Here is a 12,597-nt window from a genome sequence, read left to right as displayed (position 1 = left end):
GCTTGTTTTTTTATCTCCTTCCCGTGGCCCGTCTGTCCTGGGCCCGCCCCCCCCGGCCCGGCGGCCCCGCGGCCGGCCCCCCCCCCGGCGGGGTCAGGCGGTGACGGGGGTGAACTGCACCGGCAGCGACTGCGGTCCGCGGGTGAACACTCCTTGCTCGACGGGGTCGAAGCCGTCGGCGAGCCGTACGTCGGGCATCGCGTCGAGGAGTTGGTCGACGCCGATCTCCACCTCGGCCTTGGCAAGCAGGGCGCCCACGCAGAAGTGCCGGCCGAGGGCGAAGGAGAGATGGTCGGCGGCGGCGGAGAACGCGGTCGTCGTGGTCAGGTCGTCCCGGAAGATGTCGAAGCGGTCCGGCTCGCGGTAGCGCTTCTCGTCGCGGTTGGCCGAGCCGATCAGGCAGGTGACCGTGGCACCGGCGGGGATGGTGCCACCGCTGACCTCCACCTCGGTCGCCGACTGCCGCATGATCATGTGGACCGGCGGTGTGTGGCGCAGGGTCTCGGCGAAGGCGCGGGCTATCAGGGTGCGGTCCTGCCGGACGGCTTCGAGCTGCTCGGGGTGCGTCAGGAGGTTGGCGAAAATGCTGGCGATCGCCTTGTCGGTGGTCTCGCCACCCGCTGCGAGGAGCAGGCTGCAGAAGGCCTTGATGTCCTCGTCACTCATCCGTACGCCGTCCACCTCGGCCGCGCACAGCGTGGAGAGCAGGTCGTCCCCGAGGTTGTCGCGGCGCTGCCGGATGATCGGGATCATGTAGTCGGCGAACTCCACCCGGGTGCGTTCGCCGGCCGCCGCGACCTCGGCGTCGCCCGCCAGGTTGCCGAGGAAGGCGATGACGGTGGTGTACCAGCCGTGGAAGCGCGCGTGGTCGGACTTGTCGAGGCCGAGCATGTCGGCGATCACGTTGACGGGGAATCGGGTGGCGTAGCCCCCGACCAGGTCCACGCTGCCGGTGTGCCGGAAGGTGTCGATGAGTTCGCGGGAGTTGCGCTCGATGACGGGCAGGAATTTCTGCTGGAGGTCGCTGCCGCGGAACGCCGGTGCGACGAGCGCGCGGCGCACGGAGTGCTCCCGGCCGCTGAGCTGGAGGATCGTCTTGCCGTGGACGGGCTCGATCTGCCAGTCGTAGTTGTCGGTGGTGAACTGCGAGCTCTTGTCCTTGAACACGCGCTCGACGTCCTCGTACCGCGAGACGATCCAGCTCTGTGTCGCCTCGTGCCAGAAGAGCGGCGCGTTCTCCCGCATCACCTGATAGGCCGGATACGGGTCCTTGGCGAACTCGGGCGAGAGGATGTCGGGGACCTGCTGCGCGGTGGACATTGAGCTCCTAGGTCGGAAAACAAACAACGCTCACCAGGCTATTGATCACCTCCTGAGCCAACCAGCCCCTCCCGGCCGATCGTTGAGCGCTACACTAATGTTGGCTGAAAATCACCCCTCGCCCCGTCGGATCGAAGCCGACGGGGCGAGGGGGAGCAGCCATCCGGTCACCCGGGCGGCCTCAGCAGCTGAGCTTGTCGCCGGTGGCGACGCCGAGGATCCCGGTGAACTGGGTGTAGTTGTTGATCCGGCTCTGTACCTGCTCAGGGTTCTTCCCGTCGCATTCCAGACTCCCGTTGATGCTGCGGATCGTCTCGCCGAACCCCGCGCCGTTGACCATCGCGTTGTGCGGCGTCATCGTTCCCGGACCGTTCTGCGTGTTCCAGTACCAGAGGCCGGTCTTCCACGCCACGGCCGCATCGTTCTGGACAAGGTCGGGATTGTTCAGAAGGTCGATCTTCAGGGCGTCGCCCGCCGCCTTGTAGTTGAAGTTCCAGCTGAGCTGGATCGGGCCGCGTCCGTAGTACTTGTCGTTGCCCGCCGGGCAGCCGTACGGCTGAGAACTGTCGCAGTAGTGCGGGTAGTTCGCGGTGTTCTGCTCGACGACGTGGACCAGGCCGCCCGTCTCGTGACTGACGTTCGCCAGGAAGGCGGCGGCCTCCTGCTTGCGCACGGTGTCGCTGCCGGTCCCGGTGAAGTCGGGGTAGGCGCTGAGCGCCTCCTTCAACCCGCTGTAGCTGTAGAAGGAGTTCCGGTTCGGGAACATCTGGTTGAACTGGGACTCGCTGACGGGGAATTCCGCCGCGGCCCGCTTCCCCGGCTCCGCCTTCTCCGCGGAGGCGTTGGGCGCGAGGGTCAGGAGGGTGAGCGCGGCGACGGAGGCGGTCGCGGTCAGCGCGGCAAGTACACGAGGACGCATGGGGGATCACTCCTTGGGCGGGCCGGGGCGTGCGCGACCGACCGCCGGGTGGTGGGGGGATATGCGTGGGGGATGTGGGGCAAGGGGGCACACCGGCACACCGGATCTGCGGCTTTCCGGAACGCCTCCCGCCGTTGGACTAGACCATACCGAGTGACGCATTCACGTCAAGAGGTCGTCACATAACGGCAGTTGAGAGGCACCGCCGGTTCCCTCAGGCCGTGCTCTCCCCGCCCAGAACCTCGATCGCGCCGGCGACGTATGCGGCGTACGGACCCACCAGAGGCCGGAGATCCCCCCAGCACTCCCCCTCCCCCGCGACGTACACGGCCCGCGCGTGGGCGAGCACGGGCCGGTGGACCGCCGGGAGCCGGGCGAGAGCCCAGTCGGCCGCGGCGTCCTTGGACGTCATGGCCCCGGTCGCCAGAGTCATCCAGATCCGGGCCAGCGTCAGGACGACGTTGCGCGTGTCCGACGCGAGCTCCGCAAGGAGATCCGGCACCCCGGCGACGATCGCGCGCGTGAGGTCCTCGGGGGGTACGGGAGCCAGCACGTCACCCGGCGGCGGCCCGGCCAGCGGCGTGTCCGCGAGCAGCACCATGGTGATCAAGGGCGCGAGATCGGGGCTGAGCACCGGCGACGGCAGGCGCCCGCGCTCGTACTCCTCCCGCAGCCACTCCCCGTACTGGAACTCACAGCGCGGCGGGTAGGTCCAGGGCACGACCTCGCGCCGGACGACGATCGTCAGCTCGACGGGGCGCACCCCGTCTCCCCGGGGCGGCCAGGCGGAGAGGCCGAGCAGCCCCTCGACGAGTCGCCTCCGCCACTCGGCCGTCACAGGCCGTTCCACGACGGCGAACACGTCGATGTCACTGTGCGGCCGCAAACCACCGAGCGAGGCGGAGCCGTACAGATAGATGCCGACGACGTCCGCGCCGAGCGTCTCGCACACCAGGTGAACGGTGTCGTCGGTCTGAGTCACTGGGGCCCCTTCCCTCATACGTCCCTCATACGTCCCTCATACATCCCTCATGCGGCAAGGCGGTGCGGCAGCGGGGACGAACCGGTCATGAGCGTAGGAATGGGAGCCACCGCGGGACCAGCGAGTTTCCGACACGTCTGCCGTGATCCTTCGCGGACGTACACTGAAGCGGTGTCGGGCAGGTTCCTGCTCCGCCCGACCACCTGTGTTCAGCCCTCCACGACCCGGATCCGGTCCTCTGCGACCAGTCGTGCGGCGCACAGGTAGCGTCCTCGGCCGTCTTGGCCCTTCGGCCCGCACGCAGATATCCCCCTGTGGGGCCCCGCTCGCCTTACGCGTATCACCGCGGATTCCGGCTCGTCGTCGCCCTTGCCCTTCAGGCCGGGCGTGCGCGGTGTGCCGCAAGCCGCCTTCGAGGGGACTGTTTGTGAAGCTCAGCGCACTGCTCGACGGGCACGACCACCACGTTCTGCACGGTGACCCGGGAGTACCGGTCACCGCCGGAATGACTTTCGATCCCGGGCAAGTGACGTCCGGCTCGCTGTACGTCGCCGTACCGGGCCACGAGGAGGGCGGGCCGGGAGGCATCGTCCGGGCACTGGACCGCGGGGCGGTGGCGGTCCTGGCCGAGGACGACGCGTTGTCGGCCGCGACGCCAGACGGGCAGGTGTGTGTGGTGCGGGTGACCGACGCACGGGCTGCCGCCTCGCTCGTCGCCTCCCGGTACTACGGCGACCCCGGCCGCGCGATGGACGTCGTGGCGATCACGGGCACGAACGGCAAGACGTCCGTCTCGTACATGGTCGAGTCGGTGCTCAGGCTCGCCGAGGGCGCGAAGGTGGGGGTGATCGGCACCTCGGGAAGCCGGATCGGCACGGAGCGGATACCGATGCCACGGTCGGTGCTGAGCACCCCCGAGTCACCGGATCTGCACTACCTTCTCGGCCACATGCGCGACCGGGGCACGAGCAGCGTGGTGCTCGAAGCCACGTCCATGGGTCTCCTTGAGCAGCGCCTGGACCACGTACCCGTCGCCGTCGGTGTCTTCACCAATCTCACCCAGGACCACCTGGACGACCACGGGACCATGGAGCACTACAAGAACGCCAAGCTGCGCCTCTTCGGAGGGCTGTGCGACCACGCGGTGGTCAACGCCGACGACCCCGTCAGCGCCGAGATCCAGGCCCTGATGCCGGGCGCGGTGACCACGTACGGCCTGGACACACCGGCCGACTACCGGGCGAGCGACCTGGTCGTGGACGCCTCGGGCACCCGCTTCACGCTCCACCACGACGGCCGCAAGTACCCTGCCGCGATCCCGATACCGGGCCGCTTCTCGGTGTCCAACGCGCTGGCCACCCTCGCGGCCTGCCATCGGCTCGGACATGAACTGCCCGCCCTCGTCGAGGCCCTGGACCGGATGCCGCCCACTCCGGGCCGGCTCGAGCGCTTCACCACGGCGCAGGGTGTCTGTGTGGTCGTCGACTACGCGCACTCGCCGGACTCCCTCGAGAAGGTCCTCGCCACGATCCGCGGCTTCGTGACCGGGTCGCTGATCACCGTCTTCGGCTGCGGCGGCGACCGGGACGTCACCAAGCGCGCCCTGATGGGCGAGATCGCGGGCCGCCACTCCGATCTGTGCGTCCTCACCTCGGACAACCCGCGCTACGAAGACCCCGAGAGCATCCTGGACCAGATCGTTCCCGGTCTGACGTCCACCGGTACGCCCTTCCATCGGGTGGCCGACCGCCGTGCCGCGATCTCACGCGCGTTGTCCGCCGCACGGCGGGGCGACATCGTGCTCGTCGCGGGCAAAGGAAGCGAGCCGCACCAGATCGTCGGCGATCAGTTCATCCCCTTCGACGACATGACGGTGGTCCGCGAACTCGACGCTCTGTAGGGACGTTCACCGCAGCGAATGTGCGATTCATCCATCGCATCGGGGCGCGCGGTGCGAATCGGCACTGGCGCGGTGAGGCGGATGGCGTTTACGGTCCCTGCGTTTCTTCATGCCACGCCACCGCGCACGTCGTGGTGCCGTAACCCAGGGAGCTGCCTGTGCCCAAGGAGTCATCGCCGTCCGTCACCGAGGTCGAGACGCACGGAGTCGAACGCATCCCGGACGCGGACCGCACGGCCGGGCCGCTCGACCTGTTCCGGCTCGCGTTCGGCGGCGCCAACACGTTCGCCACCTGCGTGCTCGGCGCGTTCCCGATCCTCTTCGGCCTCTCCTTCTGGCAGGGGCTCGCGGCGATGCTGCTCGGACTGCTCATCGGCTCCCTGCTCCTTGCCCCGATGGCGGTGTTCGGGCCGCGCAACGGCACGAACAACGCCGTCTCGTCGTCGGCGCATCTGGGCGTGCACGGCAGGATCGTCGGCTCCTTCCTCTCCCTGCTCACCGCCGTGGCGTTCTTCTCCCTGTCGGTGTGGAGCTCGGGCGACGCGCTCATCGGCGGGGCGCACCGGCTCCTCGGCGTGCCGGAGAGCGATGTGGCCTACGGCTGCGCGTACGCCGTGTTCGCCGCCCTCGTCCTCGCCGTGTGCGTCTACGGATTCCGCTTCATGCTGCTCGTCAACAAGATCGCGGTGGTGGCGGCGACCCTGCTGTTCGTCCTCGGCCTCGTCGCCTTCGCGGGGGACTTCGATCCCTCGTACGCCGGGATCTTCACTGCGGGCGCCGACCAGGCCACCCAGGACCTGTTCTGGCCGTCCTTCATCGGCGCCGCGCTGATCGTCCTGTCCAACCCGGTCTCCTTCGGCGCCTTCCTGGGCGACTGGGCGCGCTACATCCCGGCAAAGACGCCCCGCCGCAAGGTGATGGGTGCGGCTTTCCTCTCACAGATCGCCACGGTGCTTCCGTTCGGCTTCGGCCTGGCGACCGCGGCGATCATCGCCGAGCAGGCGCCCAAGTACATGGACCCGGCCGCCCCCAACTTCGTCGGCGGTCTGCTCGCGATCGCGCCCGGCTGGTACTTCCTGCCGGTCTGCCTGATCGCGCTGATCGGCGGCATGTCGACCGGGACCACCGCGCTGTACGGCACCGGCCTCGACTTCTCCTCGGTCTTCCCGCGGCTCGGCCGCGTCCAGGCCACCGTCCTGATCGGCGTCCTGTCCATCACGTTCATCTTCGTGGGCCGCTTCGGCTTCAACCTGGTCCAGGCGATCTCCACCTTCGCCACGATGATCATCACCTGCACGGTGCCGTGGATGATCGTCATGATGCTCGGCTACGTCACCCGGCGCGGCTGGTACGACCCCGAGGCGCTGCAGGTCTTCACGCGCCGGCAGCACGGCGGGCGCTACTGGTTCGCGCGCGGCTGGAACTGGCGCGGCATGGCGGCCTGGTGGACCGGCGCGGTGACCGGGGTGCTCTTCACCAACATTCCCGGCCAGTTCGTGGGGCCGCTCGGCGACCTCGTGAACGGCACCGACATCAGCCTCCCGCTGGGAGCGGCCGTCGCGGCGATCGTCTACCTCTCCCTGCTCGCGGCCTTCCCGGAGCCGCGCGCGGTGTACGGACCCGACGGGCCACGCTGGGTGCGGGCGGCCGACAAGCCGATCGCTCCGATCACGGGACCGCCGAACGACGGAACGGTCAACGCGCCGTCTCGAACTCCCGCTTGAGGTTCTTCAGCGTCCTGTCGATGTTGCCGACCTGGAAGACCGCGAAGGTCTTTCCGCCCGTGGCGATGCGGTCGAAGGCGTTGGCCACGAAGGTGGGCCAGGAGCGCCTGTCGTCCCTCCAGGTCTCGGTCACCTTGGTCGCACCGTCGCTGTCCTCGAACCGGTACTCCCAGGTGGCGATCGGGGCCCGCAGCCGGGGGCGCTTCAGCCCGATCGCGTGCACGCGGAAGGCGAAGCGCCGCCCCGGTTCGGCCTCGGTCACCGTGCAGCGCGTGGTCCAGCGGAACGGGCCGCGCTTGTTGTGCCCCTCGAAGACCAGGCCGACATCGGCGGGCTTTTCGCCTCCGGGGACGGTCGCCCCGAGGTTCTCGGGACTCCAGCGCCCCATCAGAGCGGGCTGGCTGACCTGCTCGTACACCGACTGCGGTGACGCCTCTACCAGGATGCTTCGGGACACTGCGAACGTGCGGGTCATGACAACTCCGATCCTCGACCCGCGACCTTACTCATCAGTAGCATGAATGTCAGCCCCCCCCACCCTTCCCCTGCGGTGCCTCAGACGAGTCCGGTGACCGTGACGGCGAGGCCCGGGGCGGCCTGCTCCCCGGTCACCCGCTCGACGGCCTGCGCGGCGGCCGAGCGCACCTCGCGTGTCACGTCCAGGGCCCGCCGTCCTCGGTGCAGGACGACGAACACCTCCACGCCCCAGTCCTGGGTGTCCTTCCGCCGCCGCACCTGCACTCCGGCGGAGCCCGCCGGGGTGCTGGGGAGCCCCCGTCTCAACAACGCCGAAGAGCGCAGGAGATCCACGAGCCCCGGCCGCAGGAAGGCCACCCCCGGGGTGTCGAGGACCGCCTCTATGACGGCATCCGCCAGCACGCGGGAAACGTCCGATTCGTTCACTTCCGCCACCCTTCCATGCTGTCGTCGCCCGCGTCGTCGATGACATCGGTGATCGTCACGTCCACGACCGCGATCCGCATGCCGAGGTCGCCGTCCGCCGCCGCAAGGACCTGGCTTCGCACCCGGTCCGCGACCTCCGGCAGGTTCCACGTGAGCGCGACCTGTACATCGACGCGGATCCTGACCGGTCCTCGCGCCAGGCGCCCCGCGGGCACCGGGGACGCCGGGTCGTCCTCCAGCGGATCGATACGGCAGCTTCCCGCGCGCACGCCGGGCAGCGATTCGGCCGCCGCCCGGACCGTTCTGGCGGCAGCCGCCTCCACGATCCACGCGTCCTCGTCCTCGTCGCCGAGCGGCAGCGTGCGGCCCGGCCGCAGTTCCAGACGGACCACGTCCATGACCCGGCCGGTGAGCGCTGAGGTGTCCGGCTCCCGGGGCGCCGTGTCGCGTGCCTCCGTGACGATCCCCTCAAGGTGACGCAAGGCGTTCACGGCCTGGGTGCAGTGCGGGCAGCTCTCGGCATGGGGATCGGGCACGCCCGCTTCCCACCGTTCCCATACGTGCGACAACTCGCGTCCGCAGGGCAGCAGTTCGTCCACCGGCAGCACTCCGAAGCCCGCCTCCCGCTCGTTTTCCGGCACCTCGTTGTCCGGTGCCTCGTTTTCCGGTGCCTCGTTGTCCGGTCCTTCGCCGTCCGGTCCTTCGCCGTCCGGTACGGATTCCCCGTTCATCGCCATGCGGCCATCGCCTCCGTCAGATAGCGCCGCGCTCTGAAGACCCGGCCGCGGACCGCCTCCGGACTGATACCGACCGTCTCGGCGATGGACTCGTACGGCGCCCCGTCCAGCTCACGCAGCACCCAGCACACCCGCTGTTCCGGCGAGAGCCCCTCCATCGCCCGTGCCAGGTCCTCCACGGCGGCGTGCGCCTCGGCCGCCCGCGCGGGCGAGAACTCGTGCTCCGGCGCGGGCGGTTCGGGCAGACCGTCCAGCGGCACGACAGGCCGCCGCGAACGCAGCACGTTCAGGCAGCGGTTGGTGACGATGCGGTAGATCCACGTACTGAACTGCGCGTCCCCGCGAAACTCCGGCAGCTTGCGCCAGGCGCTGACGAAGGACTCCTGCACGGCGTCCTCCGCCTCCGGACGGCTCCCGAGCAGGCGGGTGGCAAGACGCAGCGCTATGGGCGCGTGGCGGTGCACGAGAGCTTCGAAGGCCTCCTCGTCGCCCTCCGCGGCCCGCACCGCGAGCAGCCCGTCCTCACGTCTCGATGACGCTTCCGCTTCCTCGGGTGTTCCGCCCCGGTCGCCCGGCACACGCGGCTCCTCTCACTTCAGTCGTGCTCGTACGACACATGAAAAGCCCTCCGCGTTACGCGGCCCGGGAACGCTACATGCCGGAGGAAGAAATTCTCGCGAGGCGCGTAACGGCCCTACGGCACCCGGGTCGGATCGGGAGAAGAGCGAAACCCCGACAACGACCGAACGACCGGACGACAAGGAGATGCCACCATGGCGACGCAGGACCTCACTTCGAACGCAGCCGTATCCGGCAGCACCGAGAAGGACCTCACCGGCGGGGCACGCAAGAGCGCCCTTGGAGCCACCACCGTCACGGGCGCCACGGGCGCGGGCGAGCCGGCGGCGACGCGGGGCAAGACGACCATCGCCGATGTCGTGGTCGTGAAGATCGCCGGAATGGCGGCCCGCGAGATTCCCGGCGTGTTCGACATGGGAGGCGGTCTGTCCCGCACCATCGGCGCCGTGCGCGACCGTGTTCCGGGCGGACGCCCGAACGTCGGTCGCGGGGTGAAGGTCGAGGTCGGCGAGCGGCAGACGGCCATCGACCTCGACATCGTCGTCGAGTACGGCGTGCCCATCACGGACGTCTCCCATGACGTGCGCGAGAACGTCATCTCGGCGGTGGAGCGCATCACCGGCCTCGAGGTCGTCGAGGTGAACGTCGCCGTCAACGACGTCCACCTGCCCGAGGACGACACCGCGGACGCCGGCGGCGAGACGCGCGTCGAGTAGCGCACCGTCACCGTCGTAGGACGTCCCCCTTCTGTCTGTGGTGTGAGGTGAGTGGTGAACACAGCTCTGGTCGGTCTGATGGCGGGCATGGCCCTGGGATTCGCCGGGTGGTTCGGCGGCTTCGGCGCGTTCCTTCTGGTCGCGGCGCTCGGCGCGGTCGGTTTCGTCCTCGGACGTCTCGTCGACGACGGCACGGAGATCCGTGCCTTCCTCGGCGGGCGTGACAGGGAGCGGCGATGACCACGCCCCCGGCGGAGCGCGGCACGACGACCATCGCGGACCGCGCGGTGCGCCGCATCGCGGAACGCGCCGCGACGGAGGCCCTGGCACCCGGCGCGGTCGAGGTGAGCCGGGGGTCGGCGGCCGTACGCGGCCGCCGGGCCCAGGTCGGCGTCACCGTGACCCTGCCCTATCCCGCTGTGCTCGACGAGGCGGGCGAGCGCGTACGGGCGCACGTCGCCGGGCGCACCGCCCGGCTCACCGGTCTGACCGTGCCGTCGGCGCGGATCCGCGTCCGGGGTCTGTCCCGCCGGGAGCGGTCCACCGGGCAGCTCGCACCACCGGTGGCCGCCACCGGGGCCGCGGGGGCGGCCGGGGTTCGCGCGCACCGTCCGTGGTCCGGGCGCCGCCTGCCGGTGGCGGTCCTTGCCCTCGCCGCCGCCGTGGCCTGCGGAGTGCTGCTGTACGACGTGGTGTCCGTGCACGCGGCCGGGCGCGCTCCAGCGCGGTGGCGGGTCCAGACGATGGAGTGGCTCGCCACGCATGGTCCGGACAGCGCCACGGCCTCGGGCCTCCTCGCGGCGATCGCCGTGTTCGCGCTCGGCGTGTGGCTGCTCGTCCTCGCCGTCACGCCTGGCCGACGCGGCCGTCTCCCGATGAAGCCGCCGGTGCCGGGCGTGCGCGCGGTCCTTGAACGGCGGGCGGTCGCGGTGTTCCTTCGGGACGCCGTGACCGACGTGCCCGGTATCGGCCGGGTCCTGGTCAAGGTCGGCCGCCGTACGGCGCGGGTGCGTGCCGGTCTTGAGTTCGGTGAACCGGACGGTGCGCGGCGCGCGGTGACCGAGGCTGTCGGGGCGGCGACCGCCGTGCTGGGCCTTGCCAGGCCGCTGCGGCTGCGCGTGCGGCTGCGAACGGCACCCACCTGGCGCGCCCCGGCGCCTGAGCCTGGACCTGGACCTGGTGTTGAGAACGAGCCCGCCGCGGCGGAAAGGAGCATCCCCGATGAGCCGACTCCGTAGCAGCACGAACCGCTCGACTCTGTTCTGCGCGGCGGCAGTTCTCCTGGTCGCGGGAGCCGTGCTTGCTTCCGCGGCCGCTCCCGTCCGCGATCGGCTGCCGTCGGCCTTGCCCCGTATCGGCGCCGACCGGGTCTGGCTCGACCAGGAGATGCTCGGCCGCTGGCGCGATCACGGCTGGTGGCCGCCCGTCGTGATCGCCGCGCTTGCCGTCGGTGCCGTCCTGTTCCTCTGCTGGACGGTCGCCCAGATCCGCACCGGCCGGCTGCGTGAACTCCCGCTCGGGCACCCGGGCGTCACCCTCTCCGCCACGGCGCTGGCCTCGGCGATGGCAGAACGCGCCCGGGCCGTCGACGGCGTGGCCCGCGCCCACGTACGCCTCCTCGGACACCCCCGGCGGCTGCGGGCCCGCATCACGCTGACCCTGGACCCCGACGCCTCCCCGGAAGCGGTGCTGAGCGAGCTCGCCCGGAACACCGTCGCCGAGGCGCGAGCGGCGGCGGCGCCCCGCGCACTGGAAGCGGACGTGCGCCTGACGACCCGGCCGCACCGGGCGCGCCGCATCCACTGAGCGTGCCGCTGTGCGCCCTCAGGCCTGCAGGGCGTCCAGCGTGGTGCGCAGGTCCGTGGCGCGAGGCCGGTTGTGGGGAAGCCTGGCCAGTACGGCGGCCATGCCGCAGGTGTCGGTGACGGCGGAGAATACGAGGCCCGCGCCGATACCGGCGGCCAGCCAGCGCGCGGGCCGGAAGCGGGTTCCGGCGGCGAGGCCGATGACGACGAGGGAGCCGGCGGCGAGGCGGACCTGGCGTTCCATCGCCCAGGCCGTCGGTGCGCCTTCGGAGGGCTGCAGAGGGTGGCCCTGCGCGGCCCAGGCGGTGGTGCCGCCGGCCAGGGTGGCGGCCGGGATGTCGGCGGCGGCCAGCTCGGCGCCCGCTGTGGCGGAGCGGTTTCCGGAGGCGCAGACCATCAGGAGCTCGCCTCGGGCGGCGGCGGCCTTGAGCTCGGGCAGCACTGTGCGCAGGTGGTCGAGGGGAATGTTGTGGGCTCCGGGAAGGTGGCCGGAGGCGTACTCGCCCGGGGTGCGGACGTCGATGACGGTGTAGCGGTCCAGACGGTCGGCTGCCTGGGCGGGAGACAGATCGGTGGGGGCCAGATCGGTGGGGGGAGTCATGTGGAGCTGTCCTTTCGTTGAACCAAGGCTCTCACTCCCGCAGGCTACAATACCCCCCGGGGTATTCACGGAGGTGGCAGCGTGCAGTGGGAGATGGCGGCCGACGAGCTGAAATCGGTGCTCAACCGCCTGCGCCGGGCGCAGGGCCAGATCGCCGGCATCATCAAGATGATCGAGGACGGCAGAGACTGCGAGGACGTCATCACGCAGTTGGCAGCGGTCTCCCGCGCCCTTGACAGGGCCGGGTTCGCGATCATCGCGACGGGGCTCCAGCACTGCATGGCCGAGGGTGAGCAGATGGCCGGTGACCGGGACCTGATGCGGGCCCGCCTGGAGAAGCTGTTCCTCTCCTTGGCCTGACCGGCTGAACCCGCCCACCACATCGCCGAAAGCCTCCGCGGCCCCCTGGAC

At 70.5% G+C, this 12,597-nt stretch carries 15 protein-coding genes; 7 read left to right on the top strand and 8 right to left on the bottom strand.

Going from position 1 to position 12,597, the window contains the following annotated elements:
* Positions 1-93 precede the first annotated feature (93 nt).
* The 3 genes from ACFQ7F_RS41990 to ACFQ7F_RS41980 all read right to left on the bottom strand — a co-directional run bounded on the left by ACFQ7F_RS41990 (position 94) and on the right by ACFQ7F_RS41980 (position 3,239).
* Positions 94-1,320, bottom strand: a complete 1,227-nt coding sequence (locus ACFQ7F_RS41990; protein WP_383283493.1) for a cytochrome P450 — start codon at positions 1,318-1,320, stop codon at positions 94-96.
* A 181-nt stretch (positions 1,321-1,501) separates the two neighbouring features.
* Complete coding sequence (locus tag ACFQ7F_RS41985; RefSeq protein WP_383283490.1) at positions 1,502-2,239, bottom strand: chitinase; 738 nt, start codon at positions 2,237-2,239, stop codon at positions 1,502-1,504.
* A 214-nt stretch (positions 2,240-2,453) separates the two neighbouring features.
* Entirely contained in the window at positions 2,454-3,239 is a 786-nt protein-coding gene (locus ACFQ7F_RS41980; RefSeq protein WP_383283487.1) for an aminoglycoside adenylyltransferase family protein, read from the bottom strand.
* 409 nt (positions 3,240-3,648) lie between these two features.
* Between ACFQ7F_RS41980 and ACFQ7F_RS41975 the strand changes: the two genes are divergently transcribed.
* Both ACFQ7F_RS41975 and ACFQ7F_RS41970 read left to right on the top strand, forming a co-directional pair.
* Positions 3,649-5,121 (top strand): UDP-N-acetylmuramoyl-L-alanyl-D-glutamate--2,6-diaminopimelate ligase, encoded by a 1,473-nt coding sequence (locus ACFQ7F_RS41975; protein ID WP_383283484.1) that lies wholly within the window; start codon positions 3,649-3,651, stop codon positions 5,119-5,121.
* Between the two features lie 158 nt (positions 5,122-5,279).
* Complete coding sequence (locus ACFQ7F_RS41970; protein ID WP_383283481.1) at positions 5,280-6,845, top strand: purine-cytosine permease family protein; 1,566 nt, start codon at positions 5,280-5,282, stop codon at positions 6,843-6,845.
* Here the strand turns inward: ACFQ7F_RS41970 and ACFQ7F_RS41965 are convergent.
* The 4 genes from ACFQ7F_RS41965 to ACFQ7F_RS41950 all read right to left on the bottom strand — a co-directional run bounded on the left by ACFQ7F_RS41965 (position 6,817) and on the right by ACFQ7F_RS41950 (position 9,063).
* Entirely contained in the window at positions 6,817-7,320 is a 504-nt protein-coding gene (locus ACFQ7F_RS41965) for an SRPBCC family protein (RefSeq protein ID WP_383283478.1), read from the bottom strand. The genes ACFQ7F_RS41970 and ACFQ7F_RS41965 overlap by 29 nt on opposite strands.
* Before the next feature lie 80 nt (positions 7,321-7,400).
* Positions 7,401-7,748, bottom strand: a complete 348-nt coding sequence (locus ACFQ7F_RS41960) for an Asp23/Gls24 family envelope stress response protein (protein WP_383283475.1) — start codon at positions 7,746-7,748, stop codon at positions 7,401-7,403.
* On the bottom strand, positions 7,745-8,485 hold the full coding sequence (locus ACFQ7F_RS41955; RefSeq protein WP_383283472.1) for a hypothetical protein: 741 nt from the start codon (positions 8,483-8,485) through the stop codon (positions 7,745-7,747). The genes ACFQ7F_RS41960 and ACFQ7F_RS41955 overlap by 4 nt, the downstream gene beginning before the upstream one ends.
* Positions 8,476-9,063: an RNA polymerase sigma factor gene (locus tag ACFQ7F_RS41950; protein ID WP_383283469.1), complete on the bottom strand. Its 588-nt coding sequence runs from the start codon at positions 9,061-9,063 to the stop codon at positions 8,476-8,478. Before ACFQ7F_RS41950 ends, ACFQ7F_RS41955 begins: the two co-directional genes overlap by 10 nt.
* A 195-nt stretch (positions 9,064-9,258) precedes the next feature.
* Between ACFQ7F_RS41950 and ACFQ7F_RS41945 the strand changes: the two genes are divergently transcribed.
* The 4 genes from ACFQ7F_RS41945 to ACFQ7F_RS41930 are packed head-to-tail and all read left to right on the top strand — an operon-like array spanning position 9,259 to position 11,586.
* Complete coding sequence (locus ACFQ7F_RS41945) at positions 9,259-9,780, top strand: Asp23/Gls24 family envelope stress response protein (protein WP_383283465.1); 522 nt, start codon at positions 9,259-9,261, stop codon at positions 9,778-9,780.
* 54 nt (positions 9,781-9,834) lie between these two features.
* Positions 9,835-10,020: a hypothetical protein gene (locus ACFQ7F_RS41940; RefSeq protein ID WP_383283460.1), complete on the top strand. Its 186-nt coding sequence runs from the start codon at positions 9,835-9,837 to the stop codon at positions 10,018-10,020.
* Positions 10,017-11,018 (top strand): DUF6286 domain-containing Asp23/Gls24 family envelope stress response protein, encoded by a 1,002-nt coding sequence (locus ACFQ7F_RS41935; protein WP_383283456.1) that lies wholly within the window; start codon positions 10,017-10,019, stop codon positions 11,016-11,018. The genes ACFQ7F_RS41940 and ACFQ7F_RS41935 overlap by 4 nt, the downstream gene beginning before the upstream one ends.
* Positions 11,002-11,586, top strand: coding sequence for an alkaline shock response membrane anchor protein AmaP (locus ACFQ7F_RS41930; protein WP_383283452.1), 585 nt, complete (start codon positions 11,002-11,004; stop codon positions 11,584-11,586). Before ACFQ7F_RS41935 ends, ACFQ7F_RS41930 begins: the two co-directional genes overlap by 17 nt.
* An 18-nt stretch (positions 11,587-11,604) precedes the next feature.
* On the opposite strand, the gene ACFQ7F_RS41925 is transcribed toward ACFQ7F_RS41930, so the two are convergent.
* Positions 11,605-12,186: a rhodanese-like domain-containing protein gene (locus tag ACFQ7F_RS41925; RefSeq protein ID WP_383283447.1), complete on the bottom strand. Its 582-nt coding sequence runs from the start codon at positions 12,184-12,186 to the stop codon at positions 11,605-11,607.
* An 81-nt stretch (positions 12,187-12,267) separates the two neighbouring features.
* Between ACFQ7F_RS41925 and ACFQ7F_RS41920 the strand changes: the two genes are divergently transcribed.
* The gene (locus tag ACFQ7F_RS41920; RefSeq protein ID WP_383283444.1) at positions 12,268-12,546 is read left to right on the top strand and encodes a metal-sensitive transcriptional regulator; all 279 of its coding nucleotides are present in this window, start codon (positions 12,268-12,270) and stop codon (positions 12,544-12,546) included.
* Positions 12,547-12,597 lie beyond the last annotated feature (51 nt).

The sequence above is a fragment of the Streptomyces sp. NPDC056486 genome (assembly GCF_042795295.1).
Taxonomy (GTDB): domain Bacteria; phylum Actinomycetota; class Actinomycetes; order Streptomycetales; family Streptomycetaceae; genus Streptomyces.
The sequence above is the reverse complement of the archived record's forward strand: the minus strand, read 5'-3'. Positions and strand labels throughout refer to the sequence as shown.

Excerpts from the sequence above, each read along its gene's own strand:
- ACFQ7F_RS41980 (WP_383283487.1), bottom strand. The coding sequence starts at position 3,239 with ATGAGGGAAGGGGCCCCAGTGACTCAGACCGACGACACCGTTCACCTG.
- ACFQ7F_RS41945 (WP_383283465.1), top strand. The coding sequence starts at position 9,259 with ATGGCGACGCAGGACCTCACTTCGAACGCAGCCGTATCCGGCAGCACC.
- ACFQ7F_RS41955 (WP_383283472.1), bottom strand. The coding sequence starts at position 8,485 with ATGGCGATGAACGGGGAATCCGTACCGGACGGCGAAGGACCGGACGGC.
- ACFQ7F_RS41985 (WP_383283490.1), bottom strand. The coding sequence starts at position 2,239 with ATGCGTCCTCGTGTACTTGCCGCGCTGACCGCGACCGCCTCCGTCGCC.
- ACFQ7F_RS41925 (WP_383283447.1), bottom strand. The coding sequence starts at position 12,186 with ATGACTCCCCCCACCGATCTGGCCCCCACCGATCTGTCTCCCGCCCAG.
- ACFQ7F_RS41930 (WP_383283452.1), top strand. The coding sequence starts at position 11,002 with ATGAGCCGACTCCGTAGCAGCACGAACCGCTCGACTCTGTTCTGCGCG.
- ACFQ7F_RS41935 (WP_383283456.1), top strand. The coding sequence starts at position 10,017 with ATGACCACGCCCCCGGCGGAGCGCGGCACGACGACCATCGCGGACCGC.
- ACFQ7F_RS41965 (WP_383283478.1), bottom strand. The coding sequence starts at position 7,320 with ATGACCCGCACGTTCGCAGTGTCCCGAAGCATCCTGGTAGAGGCGTCA.
- ACFQ7F_RS41990 (WP_383283493.1), bottom strand. The coding sequence starts at position 1,320 with ATGTCCACCGCGCAGCAGGTCCCCGACATCCTCTCGCCCGAGTTCGCC.